Annotated in this window: 18 protein-coding genes and 1 pseudogene; 11 read left to right on the plus strand and 8 right to left on the minus strand. The window is 42.7% G+C overall.

Annotation, left to right across the window (positions count from 1 at the left end):
• Nucleotides 1-46: 46 nt before the first annotated feature.
• Complete coding sequence (locus OCU90_RS19555; protein WP_029405125.1) at nt 47-784, minus strand: EAL domain-containing protein; 738 nt, start codon at nt 782-784, stop codon at nt 47-49.
• 575 nt (nt 785-1,359) lie between these two features.
• Nucleotides 1,360-1,995, minus strand: a complete 636-nt coding sequence (locus OCU90_RS19560; RefSeq protein WP_017081124.1) for a hypothetical protein — start codon at nt 1,993-1,995, stop codon at nt 1,360-1,362.
• Between the two features lie 285 nt (nt 1,996-2,280).
• Between OCU90_RS19560 and OCU90_RS19565 the strand changes: the two genes are divergently transcribed.
• The 3 genes from OCU90_RS19565 (at nt 2,281) to OCU90_RS19575 (ending at nt 3,817) form a co-directional block, all read left to right on the plus strand.
• Nucleotides 2,281-2,526 carry a DUF2164 domain-containing protein gene (locus OCU90_RS19565; protein WP_004730892.1) on the plus strand — a complete coding sequence of 82 codons (246 nt, stop codon included), beginning with the start codon at nt 2,281-2,283 and terminating at the stop codon, nt 2,524-2,526.
• 185 nt (nt 2,527-2,711) lie between these two features.
• Nucleotides 2,712-3,251 carry a cytochrome b gene (locus OCU90_RS19570; RefSeq protein ID WP_004730891.1) on the plus strand — a complete coding sequence of 180 codons (540 nt, stop codon included), beginning with the start codon at nt 2,712-2,714 and terminating at the stop codon, nt 3,249-3,251.
• Nucleotides 3,248-3,817: a YceI family protein gene (locus OCU90_RS19575; RefSeq protein WP_004730890.1), complete on the plus strand. Its 570-nt coding sequence runs from the start codon at nt 3,248-3,250 to the stop codon at nt 3,815-3,817. The genes OCU90_RS19570 and OCU90_RS19575 overlap by 4 nt, the downstream gene beginning before the upstream one ends.
• Nucleotides 3,818-4,149: 332 nt before the next feature.
• Here OCU90_RS19575 and focA read toward each other — a convergent pair whose 3' ends face one another.
• The gene (gene focA / locus OCU90_RS19580) at nt 4,150-5,601 is read right to left on the minus strand and encodes a formate transporter FocA (RefSeq protein ID WP_017082281.1); all 1,452 of its coding nucleotides are present in this window, start codon (nt 5,599-5,601) and stop codon (nt 4,150-4,152) included.
• A 273-nt stretch (nt 5,602-5,874) separates the two neighbouring features.
• On the opposite strand from focA, the gene OCU90_RS19585 reads away from it, so the two are divergent.
• Both OCU90_RS19585 and OCU90_RS19590 read left to right on the plus strand, forming a co-directional pair.
• The gene (locus tag OCU90_RS19585; protein ID WP_004730888.1) at nt 5,875-6,780 is read left to right on the plus strand and encodes a LysR substrate-binding domain-containing protein; all 906 of its coding nucleotides are present in this window, start codon (nt 5,875-5,877) and stop codon (nt 6,778-6,780) included.
• Between the two features lie 469 nt (nt 6,781-7,249).
• A complete protein-coding gene (locus OCU90_RS19590) occupies nt 7,250-7,744 on the plus strand; it encodes a DUF1097 domain-containing protein (RefSeq protein ID WP_061022949.1) in 495 nt (164 codons plus the stop codon).
• Nucleotides 7,745-7,924: 180 nt separating this feature from the next.
• On the opposite strand, the pseudogene OCU90_RS19595 reads toward OCU90_RS19590, so the two are convergent.
• A pseudogene (locus OCU90_RS19595) lies at nt 7,925-9,715 on the minus strand (DUF2813 domain-containing protein).
• Nucleotides 9,716-9,953: 238 nt separating this feature from the next.
• Here OCU90_RS19595 and OCU90_RS19600 point away from each other — a divergent pair.
• From OCU90_RS19600 to OCU90_RS19620, 5 genes are all read left to right on the plus strand, one after another.
• The gene (locus OCU90_RS19600) at nt 9,954-11,693 is read left to right on the plus strand and encodes a bifunctional metallophosphatase/5'-nucleotidase (RefSeq protein ID WP_061022946.1); all 1,740 of its coding nucleotides are present in this window, start codon (nt 9,954-9,956) and stop codon (nt 11,691-11,693) included.
• Between the two features lie 638 nt (nt 11,694-12,331).
• Entirely contained in the window at nt 12,332-13,333 is a 1,002-nt protein-coding gene (locus tag OCU90_RS19605) for a TerC/Alx family metal homeostasis membrane protein (protein WP_029222116.1), read from the plus strand.
• 312 nt (nt 13,334-13,645) lie between these two features.
• A complete protein-coding gene (locus OCU90_RS19610; protein WP_017079198.1) occupies nt 13,646-13,834 on the plus strand; it encodes a hypothetical protein in 189 nt (62 codons plus the stop codon).
• A gap of 230 nt (nt 13,835-14,064) precedes the next feature.
• Nucleotides 14,065-14,805 carry a DUF1223 domain-containing protein gene (locus OCU90_RS19615; RefSeq protein ID WP_061022945.1) on the plus strand — a complete coding sequence of 247 codons (741 nt, stop codon included), beginning with the start codon at nt 14,065-14,067 and terminating at the stop codon, nt 14,803-14,805.
• Nucleotides 14,806-14,948: 143 nt separating this feature from the next.
• Nucleotides 14,949-16,235, plus strand: coding sequence for a DEAD/DEAH box helicase (locus OCU90_RS19620; protein WP_004730920.1), 1,287 nt, complete (start codon nt 14,949-14,951; stop codon nt 16,233-16,235).
• Between the two features lie 91 nt (nt 16,236-16,326).
• Here OCU90_RS19620 and OCU90_RS19625 read toward each other — a convergent pair whose 3' ends face one another.
• From OCU90_RS19625 to OCU90_RS19635, 3 genes are read right to left on the minus strand one after another with little or no spacing between them, the layout of a single operon-like run.
• Nucleotides 16,327-17,682 carry an FUSC family protein gene (locus OCU90_RS19625; RefSeq protein WP_061022942.1) on the minus strand — a complete coding sequence of 452 codons (1,356 nt, stop codon included), beginning with the start codon at nt 17,680-17,682 and terminating at the stop codon, nt 16,327-16,329.
• Nucleotides 17,683-17,695: 13 nt separating this feature from the next.
• The gene (locus tag OCU90_RS19630; RefSeq protein WP_004730922.1) at nt 17,696-18,556 is read right to left on the minus strand and encodes an HlyD family secretion protein; all 861 of its coding nucleotides are present in this window, start codon (nt 18,554-18,556) and stop codon (nt 17,696-17,698) included.
• A 10-nt stretch (nt 18,557-18,566) separates the two neighbouring features.
• Complete coding sequence (locus tag OCU90_RS19635; protein WP_004730923.1) at nt 18,567-18,779, minus strand: DUF1656 domain-containing protein; 213 nt, start codon at nt 18,777-18,779, stop codon at nt 18,567-18,569.
• 238 nt (nt 18,780-19,017) lie between these two features.
• On the opposite strand from OCU90_RS19635, the gene OCU90_RS19640 reads away from it, so the two are divergent.
• Nucleotides 19,018-19,932, plus strand: a complete 915-nt coding sequence (locus OCU90_RS19640; RefSeq protein ID WP_032555132.1) for a LysR family transcriptional regulator — start codon at nt 19,018-19,020, stop codon at nt 19,930-19,932.
• A 71-nt stretch (nt 19,933-20,003) separates the two neighbouring features.
• On the opposite strand, the gene OCU90_RS19645 is transcribed toward OCU90_RS19640, so the two are convergent.
• Nucleotides 20,004-20,561 carry a PhnA domain-containing protein gene (locus tag OCU90_RS19645; RefSeq protein ID WP_004730927.1) on the minus strand — a complete coding sequence of 186 codons (558 nt, stop codon included), beginning with the start codon at nt 20,559-20,561 and terminating at the stop codon, nt 20,004-20,006.
• Between the last annotated feature and the right edge of the window lie 130 nt (nt 20,562-20,691).

Genomic DNA, 20,691 nt, shown 5'->3' on the forward strand with positions numbered 1-20,691 from the left:
CCAATGGTAAAGCGGCTTCCTGTAGAATAGAGAATAGAGGGCAGTTCTAGATTGCGAGGCGGAGATCTAACTCAATCGGCTTTGGCATGGCTAAGTGATAACCTTGATACATATCGAAGCCTAAATTTTGCATCGCTGCGAGTTGTTGTTGGGTTTCTATCCCTTCGATTACCGTCTTCGCACCGATTTGAGTAGCAAGCTTTAGGGCCAACTCCATTTCACTTGTGTCACCTTGTTCAAAATCCAACATCACAGAGCGATCTATCTTGATGATATGAGGATTAATATGGCGAACCCGCTGTTCTGTTGACGCTTGTGTTCCGAAATCATCAACAGCGATTTGAAAACCATTTTCCGCTAATGAATGGGCCGCGTCTTTCAAACGTTCTTCACTCTCTACATTAAGCTCGACCAACTCCATCACAATTTGTTCGCACGATAAGTTAAGCTCATGCAGGCGTTTAGCTAGCAAGCTGTCGCTCACTTTCTCTGCAGCAAATAGCTCGCCAACATTAGGAAGAACATTCAAGAATAGGTGTAAATGACGGATAGTCGACTGTGCGAAGTTGCGTATATGAATGGCTCGGCTCAGCCTCTCGACATTAATTTTGTCTGTGCATGAGGTTTCGTCGGAATGAAAGAAGTGATCAGGGCGAACAATGGCACCTTTGCTGTTCGAAATTCGAACTAAAGCCTCTACACCTATCTGAGTCATAGAAGAATCAAATATAGGTTGGTAGACACTTCTAAGTGTTAGGTCTTGATATTTCGCAATAAACTGCATATCGGCATCCACAGATATACAGCTAATAAATTCACTTCTGTCTGATAAAATCATAGTCGCTAATAAAGGTGTTTATTTAATGACGAGAATATACGTCACGGCTGTCACAATATTGACAGGTGTTACTAAATTGTCAATTAATAAAAATTCATTTGTAACGTCAATATTTAAATTAATATAACTAACGAAAAATCAGCATGATAAATGACATTAACCATTAAATTTACTTATCATTGACTGCATTTGATAGCTTAAGTGAATCTAATGGCTGAGTAACGTCTCACATATTAATCCCAACCAATATAAGGCTAGAACGCTGATACACCAGAGAAAAGTAGGGTTAATGGCTTAAATTATGGGGGAGTGTCAAAGTTATAAAATAGATTGACTAAGCGAGTTACACAGAAATGATATCTATCTCTCAAAATCGAGACTGTGAGTCGATCGGCTATTAATAATTAAAACAGGAAGTTCGAATAATTAATGAACAGGGAATGAGTTGTCTTTTATAAAATACTGGGGTGAAGGTCTAACAATTTACTTTCAATATTGAATGAAAAAGTTGACCCGTATTATCACTGCCATTGAAGTACCGCATAAAGTTGCAGATATTTACGTACTAACTGATGATTTCCTGACCGTTTTAACGGGTGGCCAAATTTAATAAAACAGGGGCTAATTTTAAAGTTAATATTCAAATCAGCGGCAAATTGAGACTCGCTCTCTCTTAGGGTGATGCCTTGTTGGCTGTATTCAGTTATCTCGTCTGGGAGTTCTCCCATCCACCAATGCAATAGTTCACCGCTGTTTTTACTTCGGGTTATCCAATGGTCGGAGACAATGATCAAAACGTCATTGGGTTGGATTGCAAATCCATACTCTGATTGCCAGTTATGAATGTCCAACATCAACTTTCTACGACAAGTTTTTCCCGCGCTCACCATGTGGTGGCTGATCATCCAAACTGTTCCTATTTCAGAGGAGATTCGGAAGTGTCGTGGGGTTTCACCAGAAGAAAGCATTTCGAGTGGGCTGATGTTGCTTGCATGATTAAAGCTAACGAAGGTGTGCTCCATTCGTCGAGCAAAAGCTTTTCCTATATGGTGCTCACTGATCCCTTGATTGTGTACCGTAGGGTAGTGGCGCTCACAAAGCTTTAGGCAATCGTCTTGAAACTGGTTGACGCTTTTAATCACTAGATCTAATAACAATGAAGTCCCTTATACACAGTTACTATCTTATTGATGGGCAATAGTACGGTAATTGCAGTGCCATTACCTATCGTCAAAGTGCCAGTTCATGATCCCTCTATCAAAATTAGCCATTGCAGAGCGTTTTTATGGATAGCACTGGCGCTCTACGGGTCTGTAATCTAAATTATGAGAAATAATAGTGAGTTAGCAGGCTCATGGTGACTTAGTAAAGTTATCGATAGTTAACCTAATCTTAGTCAGCTAATCACAATTGTTCTACTTACTCTTTATTTGGACACATTCATGACCATTCAATTAGATTCGAAACAAAAGTCTGAGCTCACTCATACATTACAAAAGTACCTGCAAGATGAACTCGATGTAGATCTTGGTCAGTTCGACACGGAATTTTTGGTCGACTTCATTAGCAAAAAGTTTGGTGCGGTGTATTACAACAAGGGAATAGAAGATGCTCAGAAAGTCATGGAACGAAAAATGTTAGATATCTCAGATGAGCTCTATGAAATTGAACAAATCGTTGAAATATAGACCCAGCAAGCGATTGTTCGACAAAGAAATTTGTCAATAAAGCAACTTGTTCAAAAATTTTGAATAACTTGTTTAATTTGAAATGATGTAACTAATGTAAAGCTTGGTAAATAATATGTTACACAAACTTAGTGTAGGGTACGCTTTTCAAAATTACACGACTCGTTAACATTCGGAACAGATGTATGGACAACAACGTTAAAAATTACAATCCCTTAGCAAGAGCAATGCATTGGATTTCAGCACTAGCAATATTTGGCTTATTTGGTGTAGGCCTATGGATGGTTGATCTTTCATACTACAGCGAGTGGTACAAAACAGCGCCAGACTACCACCGTTCGGTAGGCATTCTTTTGGCTACAGTTACTGTTCTCCGTTTGCTTTGGAAACTAGTTACCGCGTCACCTAAGGTGGAAGGCAAAAGTTATGAAGTTGCAGCCGCTAAGATAGCGCACGGCTTTATGTACATTAACCTAGCGGTTTTATTTATTTCAGGTTATTTGATTTCAACATCAGATGGCCGTGGGATCGACGTGTTTAATTGGTTCACTGTTCCAAGTATGGGTGAGCTATTTGAAAACCAATCGGATCTCGCAGGAACGATTCACTACTATGCTGCATGGGTACTGATCATTATGGCATCAGTGCACGCCTTAGCGGCGATAAAACACCACGTTATCGACAAAGACGATACGCTACGAAAAATGATAGGAGCTTCAAAATGAAAAAGTCAATTATCGCTACAGGATTAGCACTTGCTATGGCAATGCCTTTCGCTGCGAACGCCGCTGATTACGTGATTGATACAAAAGGTGCGCATGCTTCAGTTAACTTTAAAGTTAGCCACCTAGGTTACAGCTTTATCCAAGGTCGTTTTAACACGTTCTCAGGTGATTTCTCATTTGATGAAAGCAACGTTGAAGCGTCTAAAATAAACGTAACGGTTGATACTACAAGTCTTGACTCAAACCACGCAGAACGTGATAAGCACATCCGTAGCGGTGATTTCATCGATGCAAGCAAGTTTTCTGATGCTACATTCAACAGCACGAAAGTGGTTGATAAAGGTGACGGCAAACTTGAAGTAATGGGTGACCTTAAACTTCATGGCGTAACTAAGCCTATCGTTATCGAAGCTGAATTCATTGGTGCTGGTCAAGACCCATGGGGCGGTGAGCGTGCTGGTTTCGTTGGTACAACTCGTCTAGAGCTTGCTGACTTCAACATTCCAGTAATGGGCGCTTCAAGCTATGTAGACATGGATCTGCACGTTGAAGGTGTAAAGAAATAATCTAGCTTTCTAGTTTTCTAGCTTTCTACCTCTCTACCTCTCTGACAGGTATCAACATTTTTTAGAAACATCAAAAGTTTGGTCGATACTAACAAGGTCAGCAGTTAGCTAGTTGGCAATAGGGAAAGTAGCAAAACCGCTAGAAATAGAGAAAGGCGCAAAGTTTTCACTTTGCGCCTTTTTTATTGAGGTAAATGGCCACGCGTTTAGGTCTGTTTTGTGTCAAACCTTTTACAGCGTCTTAAGCCACCATTTACTTCTGCCAGTCAACGTTGCCATGACTGAGTTATCTAATTGAACTACTAATCCCTAATAGTTCAACTTACGATTAGTTAAGCCGTTTCTAGTTCAGTTTGAGGAACCACGTTTAGTCGGTCACCGTAGATTGGACGTAGTGCTTGCATCACTTCAATGCGAGTTAATACACCGACCATTACGCCATTTTCTAATACTGGCAGCATATGTGGTTGGCTTACTTTCATCGCTTTTGCACGCTCTTCTAGAGAAAGAGAAGTCAGGCGAGTTGCGAAGCCCATGCTTGTAGTCGGGTACAGTTGTTCTTTGTCGATGCATAGGAACTCAGCAACGTCGACTAACTTGTCGTTTGCATCGATAGCCACAACGTCACGGCTCATTAGGTCTACGACTTTCTGACCTTTTGTCGGGATGTAATCTTGGCACCAAAGGTCAACCATTACGTCGTGAACAGAGAAGATACCCACTAGACGACCTTCAACATCGCAAACAGGAGCGCTAACAAGTTGAGCGTCTAGAAGGGAATCAATTGCGACTGATGTAGGCATTTCTACGCTCAGTGTAATTGGTTGGGTGTTCATGATTTGCTTGATAGTCGTTGCTGTGTTCATAGTGATTTCCTTAACTGACGTAATTTCTGTTGTTTGTGTAATTGCTGTAATTTTTGCTGCTTTCAGCTGCGGGCGACGGTAAATGCTCCAATTGGCTAAGCCGACCAATACTGAACCACCTACAATGTTGCCGATCGTCACTGGTATTAAGTTTGCGGTGACAAATTTCATGATGTTTAAGTCTGCGTACTGAGCAGGCGTTGCTCCGATTTGCATCCAAAAACTCTCTGGTGCGAATGTTTGAATCGTGATGCCTAGTGGAACCATGAACATATTCGCCACACAGTGTTCAAAGCCTGAGCTAACGAACATTGCAACAGGTAATACGGTCATCATTGCTTTGGTCATGGCGTTCGCAGAGCTGAACGTTAACCAAATCGCTAAACACACCAATAAGTTACAAAGCACACCCAAAGCAAAAGCTTGAACAGGGCTGTGGTGTAGCTTGTGTTGAGCAATGTTCAGAGCGTTTAAGCCCCATTGCCCGCCATCCAGTTGATACAAGCCTGCTGCGCTTACCAAAGCCAATAGAAACATGGCACCGATGAAGTTACCGACGTAGACCTTGCCCCAGATAGACAGCATCTTAGTGAAGGTGATTTGCTTGTTAGCCCATGAAATGCTTGATAACACTGAACTGGTAAACAGCTCGCCACCGCAAATCACAATCAGGATTAACCCCATACTGAATGCAAGACCGCCGGCTAAACGACTCAATCCCCATCCAGCATCAGCGCTACCCGTGGTCACCGTGATGTAGAATAAAAAAGCAAGCCCGATGAATGCGCCAGCCATGATTGCCAAACTCAATGTCATGCTGCTGGTTTTATTTGCTTTGCTTAATGCAAACTTCTCGGCTTCCGCCATCATTTCTGTTGGCGAGAACAGTTGCTGATTTTCAGAAGTGCTGGTTGCCATATCCCCCCCTTGAACAATCCGTCATGTGTAATTCCTAGTGTTAATGACTTGGTTAATCCGTAATGGTTAATCAGTGATTTTTTGCAGGGCTCGTTGTGTCCTGCCATTCCAGATTAGGGGGTTGAGGGGTAGAGGTAAAATTGATAATTTTTAGAAACCACATCAAATTTATTGATATAGATTGGGTTACGCGTAGAATGAAATTGATTGCTCATCGGCTTAACAAAAAACGAGCTACAGGACACAAGTTATTAAAAGAATTAAGGATGAATTTTGCGTTATTCATTAAAGCAACTCGCGGTATTTGATGCAGTGGCAGATTCTGGGAGTGTAAGTCAAGCAGCAGACAGATTAGCGTTGACTCAATCGGCGACAAGTATGTCTCTTGCACAGTTGGAAAAAATGCTCGGCAGGCCTTTGTTTGAAAGGCAGGGCAAGCAAATGGCTCTTACTCATTGGGGTATGTGGCTAAGGCCTAAAGCGAAGCGTTTACTGCAAGATGCGCAGCAAATTGAGATGGGTTTTTATGAGCAGCATTTACTGAGTGGAGAGCTCAAACTCGGTGCAAGCCAAACACCAGCGGAACACCTTGTTCCTGACCTCATCAGTATTATTGATAACGACTTTCCTGAGATGCGAATCTCGCTCGGCGTGCAAAGTACCGATGCGGTTATTGATGGCGTATTAGATTATCAATATGACTTGGGTGTTATCGAAGGTCGTTGTGATGACAACCGAGTTCACCAAGAAGTGTGGTGTACTGACCATTTAACGGTGGTTGCATCGGCTCATCACCCGTTTGCGAAGCGTGAACGAGTAAGCTTGGCGCAATTAGAACAAGCAAAATGGGTATTACGTGAACATGGTTCGGGTACTCGCAAAGTTTTTGATAGCTCTATTCACCATTTAATTGGCGATCTCGATGTTTGGCGAGAGTATGAACACGTTCCTGTTTTAAGAAGTTTGGTTGCAAACGGCCCATATTTAACGTGTTTACCTTATCTCGATGTCGAACAGTTTGTTGAGTCTGGTCAACTGGTCACATTAAATGTCCCTGAGCTTGAAATGGAAAGAACCTTGTCCTTTATTTGGCGTGCAGATATGTCTGAGAACCCACTTGCTGAGTGTATTAAGCGAGAAGGTAAGCGCATGATGAAAGGCAAACCATCGGTTCTGTAAGGTAGATTTGATAAAAGGCGAGGGGCTGTTGACCTTTCGTGGTTAAGTTTTGTTCGAGGTAAAATCGTTTTAGGCGCGGCGAAGAGTATGTAGCCTAGTCATTCTAAGCAAATATTCTTCAACAAAGCATAAAGCGATTTTAGCCGAACCCTTCGGGCAGCCCTTGTGGTTCATTTCTACTGCGTTATCGGCTTTTCATGTAGGCTAGCTACACGTCAAAGCCTCTGTCTTGTATAAATTTCCCACAAAGGCTGCAAAATCGACCTCGAAAGGCCAATAGCCCCTGATAACTAATTGTGTTGGATAAGCGATTCCGGTCTCTATCTAGTGATAAATGCACAACTGCATACATTATTAATGTGACCGCGATCGGCTAAAAAAGGGCGATCTTCCCATAATATGCTTACTTGATTTTAAGTGAGGCTAAATCCGGTTGCGATGAATTACGTAATTAGGCTTTAGAAATAGTATGAGTACATTAGTCGCGATTTCATTAACAACAGGTATTTTGTCAGGTCTATGGGGATGGATTGCTATCTCTTTCGGCTTATTGTCATGGGCAGGTTTCTTAGGTTGCACAAGTTATTTTGCTTCGCCAACAGGCGGCGTAAAAGGACTAGCCGGTAGCTTATTGACTAACATGACAGGCGTATTCTGGGCAATGGTGATTATCGAAAGCTCAACCTTCGCAGGTTTAGAGATTTTAGGCTACATGATTACCGCTATTGTGGCTTTCTTTATGTGTATCCAAGCGAAACAAGCGTGGCTAGGTTATATCCCAGGAACCTTCATTGGTTGTTGTGCGACGTTTGCTGCAGGTGGCGATTGGCAACTTGTAATACCATCTTTACTGCTTGGTGGTGTATTTGGATACTTGATGAAAGCAACGGGGCTATGGCTTCACGAGAAATCGACTCAATCTTCGGAAGTGGTTGAACAACACACTAAGCAAGCTAAGGCTTAATTCGTTAACCTAACCTCAGTTTAGTCACTGTAAACTCTTGCAAGATAACCCCCAATTAATTTGTATATCGATTTATACAGGCACACCACTTGGTGTGCCTTTTTTGGTTTTGGTTAGGCCCATCAGTTAAAAAAATCATCTGCAGAAGAACCAATAGCATCTATCAATTAATTAAAGCGCTTAGGTGTTCCCGTTTGCCATGGTGATGACACGTTTTAGCGTCCACCTTAATAACAAGGGAATACAGTCTTGTCCTTGATTCTCACAATGAGACACGATCGCTAAAGCCAGATCTGGTTTTGCGTGTTTCTTAAGAACTTTAGCCACGACTTTTTTCGCTGGGATAGGGTGGTCGTAAGGAATCTTAACCATGTCTCTGAAAAAGTTCTCAAACCCATTCATATACAAGTAGTGTTCGATGTCTCTGTCAGGAAGCTCTGTGAGGCGATGTCGCTCTTGATCGTTCCCGAGTTATAGCACTGTTGCCGCATATTTTTTGCCTGCTGCATCACCATCGGTGACGACATGCCAATCGATGCCAAACTCTTGGGCGACTTTGATTAATGCCTTTAGTCCTGATTGAGCGAACTCAATAATCTGAACGCCTTCCGCAGCAAGGTTATACCCACATTGGTTGGCTAACTCGTTAAACAACCAGACTTCAGTCTCACCTTCTACCAATAACCAACAGCGAGCATACAGAGCACCTGAACGATGGAAACGAATATGAAAACCAATTCGACGAAGCTCATCTTTGCTAAAGTGGTTCATGTTGAGTTGGTTAGCGATGGTTTTATCGGACTGACGTACCAAACGACGAATCGATTGAAGTGGTACAGCAGCAAGTAGATCGCCACTGTTGGTGGTAAGGATTTTTTGCATCGGTAACTTCTGCATCAAGCTCCAAGCCCTTGCTAGGTGCGTTGGGTGCAGTCGACCCTCTGGATCTTCAAGGATCAAAAGAGGGCGCGCACATCGTCTTAAGTCTGTCGGCCCTTTGGCCTGTAGATAAGCGTTAAGTAACCCCATGAATAACAGCCGAGTTTGTTTATTCTTGGTCTCCTCGACCAATTGATGAATGCTCTTGTCGTTCGCTCCAGCTGAGTACAGTAGCCCGTCACGCGGTTTTCTCGGATTCTTACGTGAGACACTCTTAAATGAGAAATAGTGTTCTATTAAGCTTTGCATTGACTCAAGACTACTGCGCATTTCACCTTTATTAACATGTCCGGGTATCGCCATAAGACGGCGGCAGGTGTTGTCGATCCGCTTTTCTATTCTTGCCTGACGGCCATTGCCATTGCTGGCGTTTCCATTCGTGCCATGACCATTGGTTGTGTGATTATGTCCGTTCCCATGCCCGTTATTTGGATTGTTGTTCCCATTTCCGTTTGCATTGTTAGCGTGACCGTTATTAGCGTGAACATTAGTCGGCAGGTGAGCATTGTGGTTGAGTGAATTTCCGTTGAAAGGGCGGTCAAAGTGCCTAGCGTCTCGTAAACGGATCACGGGATGTAAGGTCATTAATTCTTGAGCGAGCTTTTCTGAGTGATGGAGTTTGAGCGGATTACCGTCTAAACCTAAGAATGCGTAGTTTGTGGTCGTTTCATATTGTTCTAATGTGGCACTGATTCGATAATAGATACGATAGACGCCAAATTCATCTTGAACCCATATAGGTTTAAGCTTGCGATAACGACCAGCGTTGAGTTCGCTCTTGTCATTGGCTTTTAATGCGAGAACAATTTGAAGATGTTGAGACTGTGGATGTGAAACCGAGTAATCGACATGAAAATCAGTCATTTCGAAGTGATATGGCACACCGTCTGAGGGCAGAACGACGGAAAGGGCATCCAATAATGAAGACTTACCCCAGGTGTTTTCACCAATCAGCGTGGTTAGCTCGTCAAACGCGAGTGACATGCGCTTGATACCTCGAAAGCCAGAAATCTCGATTCTTTCTAGTTGCATAGGCTTACTCCTAACGGAAGGCTCTGCTAATTGTTTGAAAGCTAACAGATATCTTTAATCATAATCGAAAAATACCAATCCGGTATGCTCACCTGTCACAAAACCCGTTGTTTATTTATACGGTTCAAAATGGGATTTTTGATCTATCTCGAGAATTTTTTTGCAGTGCAGTTTCATAAAATTCACGATTCTGTCATGATTCTCGACCTAGTATGAAGGGACAAAGAGAGAAGAAAATATGACTAAAAAGAATAAGCCGACAAAAATAGTGTTGGCACACATCAACGACACCCACTCATACTTTGAACCAACCTCGTTACAGCTATCACTTAAAATGAACAACCACATCATTGAACCTTATGTCAGTGCTGGTGGCTTTGCTCGAATCTCAACACGCTTTAAGCAATTAGAGCAAGATGCTAAGCGTCAAAAGGTCGGAACCTTGTTCCTGCATGCTGGAGACTGCTTCCAAGGCACGTTGTACTTTTCTTTATTCAAGGGAAAAGCCAACGCCGATTTGTTGAACGCCCTTAATATAGATGCCATGACGCTCGGCAATCACGAGCTAGACATGGGTAATGAGCCGGTCGCCATTTTCGCTAAAAGAATCAGATTCCCATTGTTGGCGGGTAACTGGAATTTGTCGAATGAGGATATCAATAAAACTCATACCTTAGCGGACAACGACATTGTTAAGCCTTATCTAACTGAAACGCAAAGTGCTTCTTTTATAACGAAAGAGTTTGATGGCGAGAAGGTCGCAATCTTCGGGTTAAGCATCGATAAAATGGCGGGCATTGCGAATCCAGACTTTGATACACCATTTGAAAACGCGTTAGAAACGGCAAAAGCAACGATAGAACAAATTCACCAGGCTGGTATTAACAAGATAGTGCTGCTTAGTCACCTTGGTTATGAAGCTGATTTAGAGCTAGCTTCGAATGTGCAAGGCATCGGTGTGATTGTTGGCGGTCATAGTCACCGCTTGCAAGGCGATTTCTCAGATATCGGCTTAGTGAAAGACGATGACTACGGCGTAAAAATTGGCGACACCTATGTTGTACAAGCCGGTTTCCACGCAATGAGCCTCGGACACTGTGAAATTGAGTTCGATTCTGCAGGCAAAGTGACACACTTTAATGGCAAGAATGAACTGCTGTTGGGACGTCGATTGTTTATAGACGCCAAATTAAGTGAAGTAGGGCAAGGCGATGCTCACGATATGGCGTGTGAGTTTTTAAACAACCACTCGAATATCGCGGTATGTAAAAAAGATCCTGAACTGCAAAGCATTCTGACGGATAAATATCAGCCGAGAGTTCGAAAGCTTCAACAACAAGTTATCGCTCATGCTGGCACAAAACTCCGCCATGTTCGTATCCCTGACGAGCAAGGGCCTAGTCAACTTGCGCCTTTGGTTGCCCAGTCGTTTCAATATCTGATGAACAAAAAAGGACACGGCGTAGAATTTGCGATCCACAATTCTGGTGGGGTGAGAAACTCACTCAATAGCGGAGACGTCTCCGTTGCCGATATTGCCGGAAAACTACTACCGTTTGCCGTACCTATTGGTGTGTATGACGTAAAAGGTGAAACGATCGCAGGCATGTTAGAAGGGGCAATTAACAACGCGCTGGATAATGGTGTGGTAGGTACGGGTTCTGGCAGCTTTCCTTATACTCATAACTTGAGATTTTGTTATCACAAAGAAGCACCCTTAGGACATCGTATTCATCATCTAGAAATACACTCTGAAACATCCGGTTGGCAGCCAGTGTCTCGCGACCGAATTTACCGAGGCGCGTCGTCAGCCTATACCATGAAAGGAAAAGAGGGCTATAACGCCGTCTTGGATATGATAGGTGATGGCATGGTCACGACCGACTCGATGGCAGACTGTTTCATCGAGTTTCTACAAGACCACCCAGAGTCGCTGCAACACAACGAGCCGCTGAATTGTTTGGAGTGTTTTAGATAGGTACAGGTAATGCTTTTGATTGGTGTTATTAGTTTCGTCTATTTATAAATTTGGCATTGTTTATGCTTTATCTCTGCAGGTCGCCTTCTTGTGGAGATATGCATGGATAAGAAAGATTGGTTAGATGCGGTAGCGGTTGTCGGTTGGGTATCGGTTTGGTCCGCGTTAGTGTACTTGGTACCCGCTGCAGGTTTATAACGTAGCGTGCCTTGAAGTGAACTGTAAGACAAAGCGCGTACAAGACTCGTTCGTTATTTGTATCATTGAGTAACGGATTTGTATCATGAGTAACGGTATTAGGGGTTAACCCTCTCAGTAGTATTCTCAGAATCAATACGAATGTCGTTTTGACAAGCCTATAGAAATAAATGAGGAGCGTTTTGCTCCTTTTTTATTTATTTCCGAAAATTTTTCTAGACGAAACAAAGATAGAGGAATATTATCCACGCGTTTGGGGAGTAGTTAGCGCAAGTTTACATATCGTCATCTCGTTAGGCCAAGAGTCTATCCGGTATGTAAAGGTGAAATCCCATATTTCACTTCAACGAGACCAACGCAATCACAATCAAGATCCATCGTGGAACTTGATAGTTTTGTTTGCGGAAGGTCTTTGTACAGTTCTTCCGCCCGGAGGAATAATGAACTCAACTCAATCTCTATTATCTACAAATAGTGAATCCTTTTTTTCATCGCCAATCATGACGACTTATGCGGGCTTTTTCCTGCTGACAGTCATTCTTGTCTCTATTGATATCTATCAGACTCGTGGTGGTAGTGTAACCATCAAGAAAGCGGCAATTTGGAGCGTTTTCTGGTTTGTGCTCGCGTTTTTATTTGCTGGTTCCATTTACCTTTTTTGGGACATCTATGCGCCGAATAGTGAATACACAGCCCAAAAAGCAACCGTGTCATTCATTACCGGTTACTTGCTAGAAAAATCATTGAGCGTAGACAACTTGTTTGTTTTCGCGATGATCTTTGCCCAGTACCAAGTTCCTGAACATCTAAGACCTCGTGCGCTTCTTTGGGGCGTAATTGGTGCATTGGTGCTTCGTGCAATTATGATCGCATTAGGTGCTCAGCTATTGGCTGAATACCATTGGGTGCTTTATGTATTTGCTGCATTCCTAATTGGTACGGGTATTAAACTAGCGCTAGACAAGGGCGAAGAGGAGAGTGTGAATACGCTACCTGAGAAGTTACTTCGTAAAGTGATGCCAGTGACAGAAGACTTCCATGGTCCAGCGTTGATGATCAAGCAAGGCACTAAATGGGTACTCACGCCAATGATGTTGGTGATTGGTGCCATTGCGGTTATGGATGTGATGTTTGCACTGGATTCTATTCCTGCAATTTTCGCCGTTACGCGAGAGCCATTCTTAGTACTGGCTGCAAACGTATTTGCATTGCTTGGCCTTCGTTCTTTGTACTTTGTTCTCCAAGGCATGATGGATAAGTTCATCTACTTGAAGCCTGCACTGGCATTCATCATGGTGTTCATTGGTGTGAAAATGCTATTGGTTGACAGTGAGTGGGCTATCCCAACGTATTGGTCGCTAGCTGTTCTGATTTCTACTATGACGATTGCGGTTATAGCGTCGATTTATGCGAAGAAGCCAGACATTGAACAAGTAAATTAAAACAAAAATAACTTATCGAAAACTCGATAAGGATTAGGTGGTCAATGAAGCTTGAAATTTATTTATGTAAATTTTTTGTGACACTGGCCACTGTTGTTTGAGGGTTATTTGTACTAAATGCATGATTTAGGCACTGTTGTGAATTTTTACTCATCAAGCGTGAATATGTATTTCGAGGTGTTGTTAATGGTTTGTTTTATTAGAAAAACTAATCTGAATTTCTAATTTTAGTCATTTTTTAACCTGCAAAAGATCACCTATTATTCTTGTCATCAGAACGAACCACATAAACAAATTTATAGAGAGGCAATCATGGCTCAAGCAATGCAAATGAATACTATCGCTGTTCCTAACTCTATGGATAAGAAGACCTACTCGGTTAACATCAAAGGATTGATTGCACACATTTTCGATATTCTTTTCGTAGACAACTCTCCACGTAGTTACTACGCAAGCGACCTATCTGGTCACATGCAACGCGATATCGGTATCAACCGTTAATCTCTGCGTTAACATGTAAAAATATAGAATTTAAAAAACGCCAGCTTCTAAAGCTGGCGTTTTTGTATCTGAAACAAGCTGTGTATCTAAAACAAGCTGTCTATCTGAAATAAACTAAGCATCTGAAATAAACCCAGCACCTGAAAGAAACTCATCACCTGAAAGAAATACTTAGGCATAACGGTCTGTATTTGAGCGCCAGTAAATTCGCTTTGTACAAGGATCATGGTATGTCACACGCCACACGCAATTCATCATTGATTAAACTCTGTTTACTTGCCTTGCCAATCGGCGCCCATTCTTCTGTGTCGTTTGCACAAACGTGGAGTAACGAAGGCCAGCCTGCTCAGGTTATTGAGCTGTTTACCTCTGAAGGTTGTTCTAGTTGTCCGCCTGCTGACACGTACCTCAGTACTTTTGCAGATCATCCAAAACTTTGGACCGAGGTCATACCGCTTGCTTATCACGTAGACTACTGGGACTACTTAGGCTGGGGAGACAAGTTCGCCAGCAAGGCATTCAGTCAGAAGCAACGTTTATACAAAGCTTATGGGGTAACAAGTGGCGTTTATACACCGGGCTTTGTTGTCGATGGAAAAGAGTGGCGTGGTTACTTTAATTGGCTAGACAGAACGTTGCCTTCGATCCAACAACAAACTAATCCCAAATTAACAGTGAACCATAAAGGCGATACGTTCAACGTGAGTTACGAAGGCAAAGGGGATTATGTCGCTCATATTGCCTTGTTGGCGATGAACGAAGTCACCAGCGTTAAAGCGGGCGAGAATAGAGGTAAGAAACTTAAGCACGATTTTGTCGTGGTTTACGACGGCTATCAACGTGGTGAGTCTGATTGGCAATTCAATATCGATTTCTCTCCTTTAGTCGCCACGCCAGATGCTGTAGCCGTGTGGTTAACTGAGCTCAACTCGTACACGCCAGAGCAAACGGTAGCGGGGTGGCTTAACTAAATTTGCGATAACTTGATATCTGGATGTGTTTTAGAGGGGCTTAATCGCTGAAACGCGGGAGAAAGGGGCGATTTAGTTACGTAATACTGCTGAAATACGTTAATATAGCGCGCTATTATTTTAGCTTTGAGTTCCTGCAATTAATGACTAACACCACAACACCAACCAACTTCTCTGATCTTGGCTTAATCTCTCCTTTGATGGCTCGTTTAACAGAGCTTGAATACCAACAGCCAACGCCTATCCAAGCGCAAGTTATTCCAAGTGTGTTAGCAGGACGCGACCTAATTGCAGGTGCAAATACGGGTTCAGGTAAAACTGCAGCATTTGCACTGCCGCTGTTACAACAAATCCATGAAGATGCGCCTTTAGACCGCAGAGCAGGCAAAGGTAACTTTGTGTCTGGTCTTATCTTGGTGCCTACACGTGAACTTGCTAAGCAAGTGGCTGACAGCGTTAAGTCTTACGCAGTACACTTCAATGGTGCGATCAAAACGGTTTGTGTATTTGGTGGTGTATCGGTAAACACTCAGATGCAAGCGCTACGTGGCGGCACTGATATCTTGGTGGCAACACCGGGTCGTTTGCTGGATCTGATCTCAAGCAACGCTATCAAGCTAGATAAAGTAAAAACGTTAGTGCTTGATGAAGCTGACCGAATGTTAAGCCTTGGTTTTACAGAAGAACTAGACGCGATCTTGAAACTTCTGCCAAGCAAAAAACAAACCTTGTTGTTCTCTGCGACTTTCCCCGAGCAAGTTAAAACGCTGACTCACGAACTACTGAATGATCCAATTGAAGTTCAACTTCAAAGTGCTAATGCGAGCACATTGGTTCAGCGTGTATTCGAAGTAGAAAAAGGTCGTAAGACAGCATTGTTAGCGCACCTGATTCAACAGCACGAATGGCGCCAAGCTCTTATCTTCGTAAACGCGAAAAACAGCTGCGAGCACCTTGCAGACAAGCTTTACAAGCGCGGTATCATTGCGGAAGTATTCCACGGTGATAAAGGGCAGGGTTCACGTACTCGTATTCTTGAAGATTTCAAATCTGGCGAGATTGACGTTCTTATCGCGACAGACATCGCGGCACGTGGTCTGGATATCGAAAAGCTACCAGTAGTAATCAACTTTGACCTACCGCGTAGCCCATCAGACTACATGCACCGTATTGGCCGAAGTGGTCGTGCGGGTGAGGTTGGTCTAGCGCTATCTTTGATCGACCACGAAGATTACCATCACTTCACAATCATTGAGAAGAAAAACAAAATCCGTCTTGAGCGTGAGCAAATTGAAGGTTTTGAAGTGGATGAAGAAGCTACGGCTGAACTTGTTGCTGCATTAAAACCCGTTGCGCCACCGGCTGGCACAGGCAAGAAGAAAAAGAAGAAAGCACCTAAAAACCAAGATGTTTGGTTGAGAAATAACTGATATTGAGTCAGTCAAAAATAGAATTTCCAAAGGCGCTTAATTGCGCCTTTTTTATTTTTAGCCCTAAGTTTAACGAATCCGCATAACGAGATTAAACGACACTCTTGACTCTAAAGAGGTCAGTAAATAGTTTGCCGATCATCAAAATGATGAGCAGTGTGGTTAACATCAGTAATGGTGTTTGAATCTGATAAACCGGTGTTAGATTAAGCGCGCCAGACGTCAGTACGACCAGCAGGTTAATGCCAAGTATTCGGTGCACCATAAGTTTAGGCGTTGCGAATACTTTCCATATCACCATGCTATTAATGAAATAGAACAATGCCAATTGCCACAACTCAGTCATCATCGGCATGATAAAGATGTATTGAAGTAAAATAATGCTACCTGTGCCTATCACTCCGAAAAACGCATCTTTGATCACACTTGGTGGCATCGTCGGCAACATGGAAGAAAATACGCCTGCAATCATCGGAAAAATAAAACCACCCGGCACAGGTAGATATATCCAAACCAGTAGCGACGTTACGAACATCAAGACTCCTTGTAAGACTTTTCTCCCATCTTCATCCAGATGTTGAACAAAGGTACGGTGCTCATGGTGCCAAGAAACGTTTTTCTTCTCACTCTTCACAAACGGCACATCATCAATCAATGACAAGTTTGGCGCCATTAACTCTAGTTTTTCCAGTTTTTCTGTGAGAATTGGCCAATCAATAGGTTGAGTAAGTTCATCCGAGGCGAGTACAAGCAGACGATCTTGAATATGAGCCATTTCACGGACACGTAAGCGCCACGCTTGGATATTTTGCTTTAGGTGATAACTGCCAGTGAGCGGTAAATCCAACAGCTGATAAAGCTTTTTAATATTAGCGGTATTGGACTCTAAGGCTTCTATATCAAGGTTATTGGTATCGCTCATTGCTGTTATCAGCGTTTCTCTGCTTGTTTCAAATCGTTGTACGAAGTTTTGTTCAGTGCTTACCGGCCAGATTAGACGATAAACAATCGAGAAAGTGATAACGCCTAGCAAAGTTTCTTGTATTCGTAGAACTGCAAAATAGAATGTAATTTGGTTATCGAATCCCCCCATACAAGAGATGATGGAGCAGACAGCAAAGCCTATAGAAAAGACATAACCGTATTTTTCATCACTCGACATGAAGATGCACGTACCGAGAAATAAGGTGAAAAACATCAGAAACAGAAAGCGGTCCTGAGAAAACATCGCAATCAAGAAAAAGGCATAACCCGTCCCTAACAAGGTTCCCATTAATCGGTTATGGCCTTTGTTTATTGAATGGGCAAAACTCTCGTTCAATGCCATGACAGCAACCGCAATTGCCGCCCAATAGGGTTTTTCCCACTGAAACCACAACGCAAGGCAGATAGAGATAACAATCGCGAGAGAAGCCTTAATTGCTTCTTTGGTCGATGCACTGAACATAAATGCCATCCAACTATTTGATTATTTTGATTGAAGCTGTCATGCCGACACGAAGTTGCAAGTCTTCAGGCACGTTATCGAGTACTACTTTAATTGGTATACGCTGAGCGAGGCGAATCCATTGAAAATTTGGGTTCACGTTGGGAAGAAGGTCATTACCAGTACTGCCATCTTGTGTCGCAATGCCAAAGCCAATGCTTTTGATATGGCCTTCCAATTGAATATTGTTGTGCATCATAAGAGTGACAAGCGCTTTGTCGTTAGGGCTAACATTAACCAGATCAGTTTCTTTGAAATAGCCTTCGATCCAGAAACTGTCTTCATCGATCAGCGCAACTACCGGTGTATTAGCGACGACTTGAGAGCCTTCTCGTAGGTTTAAGTTTGTGATGAAGCCATTCGTTGGAGCGTAAACCTTGGTGTATTTGAGATTTAAATGTGCCTCTTCAACATTGGCCTTTGCTAGTGCAACGTTAGCTGCATTTGTCTCAACCGCGTTGTTCAGGTTATTCAAGGTCAGCACTGGCAGCGCGCCAGGCGTTCTTTTTTCTAAGTTCAACGCGCGTTGCTCTTCGTTTTTAGCTTTTGCTAAGAGCGCGCGAGCCTGCTTCTGTGTCGCGAGTGCTTTATTGTAGGCCGCTTGATAAATACTTGGGTCGATCTCAAACAGTAGATCCCCTTTAGCTACCTGTGAGTTGTCCTCAATATGGACTTTGGTTACTTGCCCGGTGACTCGAGGGGTAATAGAAACTATGTATGCGCTGACCTGACCATCTCTAGTCCAGGGATTACTCGAATAAGATTGGTAATAGCTATAAACCACAGAGCTTGCGGCAACGACCAGTAGTAGCGTGATGAGATAACGTTTAATCAAGGTGAATGCCTCAGAAGATGGTAATGAATTGACCGATAACGCCGACGAAAATCACGATTAGGCTTAATTCGGCAATTGCAGGAAAAGCGACATATTTATGTAGCCCAAGTTTTGTCGCGATTGAGCCAGTCAATATCGTCAATACATAAGCTAACGCGATAACCAATAGCAAAGGAGGGAAGTAGATCTCACCCCACACGAGTTCATGTGGCATTGTGTTCATGGGTCTGTCTCTATCGTTTTAAGAAGGTAACGATAAAGGAAATGCGGTGATGTTAATAATCGTATATAGAGGATCAGATCCATCAAATACAGACAGGTTTAGGTATATACTAGGAAGGATAGGCAGCAAAGGTACAAATCAGTATTCACGTTTGTTCAGTCTTTTTATCATTATTAATTCTGATGCAGTAGATATTTTTCTATCTCGTATGCATGACCAAGAAAGTAAGTACATTAAAATGAACTTTAGTATTGAACAACTTCTCGCGTTTGTGACTGTCTATGAACAGCGGTCATTTAGCAAGGCGGCGGTAAAGCTTAACAAGCACAGAACGACCGTGGGTCAGGTGATTACAAACTTGGAAGATCACCTTGCAGTGAATCTTTTTGAAAGGGTCGGGCGCTCTGTTGAACCAACGGAGGACGGGCACCTCCTTTATCACTATGCAAAACAGACGATTGAGCAAGCTCGTACTTTTGACAAAGTGGCGTTGAGCCTCTCTTATGGTGGGTTAGAGAAAATAACAATCGCGTATTCTAGTTTCGTTCCACAACGTGTTTTGGTCGATATACGAAAACGACTTAAACACGATTTCCCAATGATGCGAGTGAACTTTCTGGTTAGGAATAAGAACGAAATTAAACAAGGAATACAAAGTGGGGAATATCACTTTGGACTTGTGAATGCTCACAATAGCCGAGCGATGCATAGTTTTGATTCTACTTTCCTTGGGCATTTTGAGTTCTATCCATTCGGACAAAAAGGGGGAGAACTCTCACATATCGATAAAGACGAAGTATTAGTCGCACTTAGGAACTCTAAACAGTTCGTATTGAAGTCTCTGATTGACGAAGGTATGTCTGAAAAGATTATCGTGAGCTCTGACTATGAAGAGATCGATCAGCTTTCGTTAATGATCAAAATGCTTGAAGAGGGTTTTGGATGGGCACTTCTTCCTAAGGCTTTTTTTACCGACTCTGAATTTTCAAAACATTCAATAGAGCCCATTCACTCTGCGCAAATGGTGGAAGGATTCAAATTTGGATTCGCGTTGTGGTGCCCGCACTCGAAGCAAGTCAGTGGTATCAAAGGCTCTTTAGTGTCTGTCATTAAAGAGTACCGCGAGCAACTTATTGATAGTTTTAAGTCGTGAAAATTTGAGATATTAAAAAGGCGCTAATTATTCATTAGCACCTTTGAGATTTTGTTCAGCTAAGAGAAGAATTACTTCTTACGGCAGAACTCAGCGATTACGTACATTGATTGACCGCCGTTTGTTTTACCAGAAACAAGCTTAGGGTCGTCACCAACGCTGATGCCACGGATAACAGTACCTTGCTTAATCACTTGGTTAGTACCTTTGATTGGCAGGTCTTTGATTACTGTTACGTCGTCACCTTTTTTAAGTTCAACGCCGTTCACATCAAGAGGCTTGTCATCAGCAGACATGCCGATTTGTGCCCAAACTGATGTTTCTTCTTCAAGGTACATCATGTCTAGCGCGTCTTGAGCCCAGCTTTCAGAGTTCAGACGAGTAAGTTGACGCCATGCCATTACTTGAACTGGCGCTTCTTGGCTCCACATGCTGTCGCTTAGGCAACGCCAGTGGTTGATATCTTTTGGATCGTCAATCTCACCAAGGCATTTGTCACATACCATGATGCCGTGATCCACTGTTACGTGGCTGTGTGGCGGTACTGCGTATGCAGTAAGAGAAGAATCAGAACCACATAGTTCACATTTAGATTGGCAGCGTTCTAGCATCGTAGCTTCAGAAGACATAATGGACTCACATTTATTAGGTATTAAATTACGGGGCTATTATCCACTTTATTTACAATAAAGAAAGAGGTCGTACGGTATTCTGTCTTGATTAATTTTAGCTGAGATCAACCATTTGTGTTTTAAGGTT

The sequence above is a fragment of the Vibrio splendidus genome, assembly GCF_024347615.1.
GTDB lineage: Bacteria > Pseudomonadota > Gammaproteobacteria > Enterobacterales > Vibrionaceae > Vibrio > Vibrio splendidus.

Excerpts from the sequence above, each read along its gene's own strand:
- OCU90_RS19555 (WP_029405125.1), bottom strand. The coding sequence starts at position 784 with ATGCAGTTTATTGCGAAATATCAAGACCTAACACTTAGAAGTGTCTAC.
- OCU90_RS19565 (WP_004730892.1), top strand. The coding sequence starts at position 2,281 with ATGACCATTCAATTAGATTCGAAACAAAAGTCTGAGCTCACTCATACA.
- OCU90_RS19570 (WP_004730891.1), top strand. The coding sequence starts at position 2,712 with ATGGACAACAACGTTAAAAATTACAATCCCTTAGCAAGAGCAATGCAT.
- OCU90_RS19575 (WP_004730890.1), top strand. The coding sequence starts at position 3,248 with ATGAAAAAGTCAATTATCGCTACAGGATTAGCACTTGCTATGGCAATG.
- focA (WP_017082281.1), bottom strand. The coding sequence starts at position 5,601 with ATGGCAACCAGCACTTCTGAAAATCAGCAACTGTTCTCGCCAACAGAA.
- OCU90_RS19590 (WP_061022949.1), top strand. The coding sequence starts at position 7,250 with ATGAGTACATTAGTCGCGATTTCATTAACAACAGGTATTTTGTCAGGT.
- OCU90_RS19600 (WP_061022946.1), top strand. The coding sequence starts at position 9,954 with ATGACTAAAAAGAATAAGCCGACAAAAATAGTGTTGGCACACATCAAC.
- OCU90_RS19605 (WP_029222116.1), top strand. The coding sequence starts at position 12,332 with ATGAACTCAACTCAATCTCTATTATCTACAAATAGTGAATCCTTTTTT.
- OCU90_RS19610 (WP_017079198.1), top strand. The coding sequence starts at position 13,646 with ATGGCTCAAGCAATGCAAATGAATACTATCGCTGTTCCTAACTCTATG.
- OCU90_RS19615 (WP_061022945.1), top strand. The coding sequence starts at position 14,065 with ATGTCACACGCCACACGCAATTCATCATTGATTAAACTCTGTTTACTT.
- OCU90_RS19620 (WP_004730920.1), top strand. The coding sequence starts at position 14,949 with ATGACTAACACCACAACACCAACCAACTTCTCTGATCTTGGCTTAATC.
- OCU90_RS19625 (WP_061022942.1), bottom strand. The coding sequence starts at position 17,682 with ATGTTCAGTGCATCGACCAAAGAAGCAATTAAGGCTTCTCTCGCGATT.
- OCU90_RS19635 (WP_004730923.1), bottom strand. The coding sequence starts at position 18,779 with ATGAACACAATGCCACATGAACTCGTGTGGGGTGAGATCTACTTCCCT.
- OCU90_RS19640 (WP_032555132.1), top strand. The coding sequence starts at position 19,018 with ATGAACTTTAGTATTGAACAACTTCTCGCGTTTGTGACTGTCTATGAA.
- OCU90_RS19645 (WP_004730927.1), bottom strand. The coding sequence starts at position 20,561 with ATGTCTTCTGAAGCTACGATGCTAGAACGCTGCCAATCTAAATGTGAA.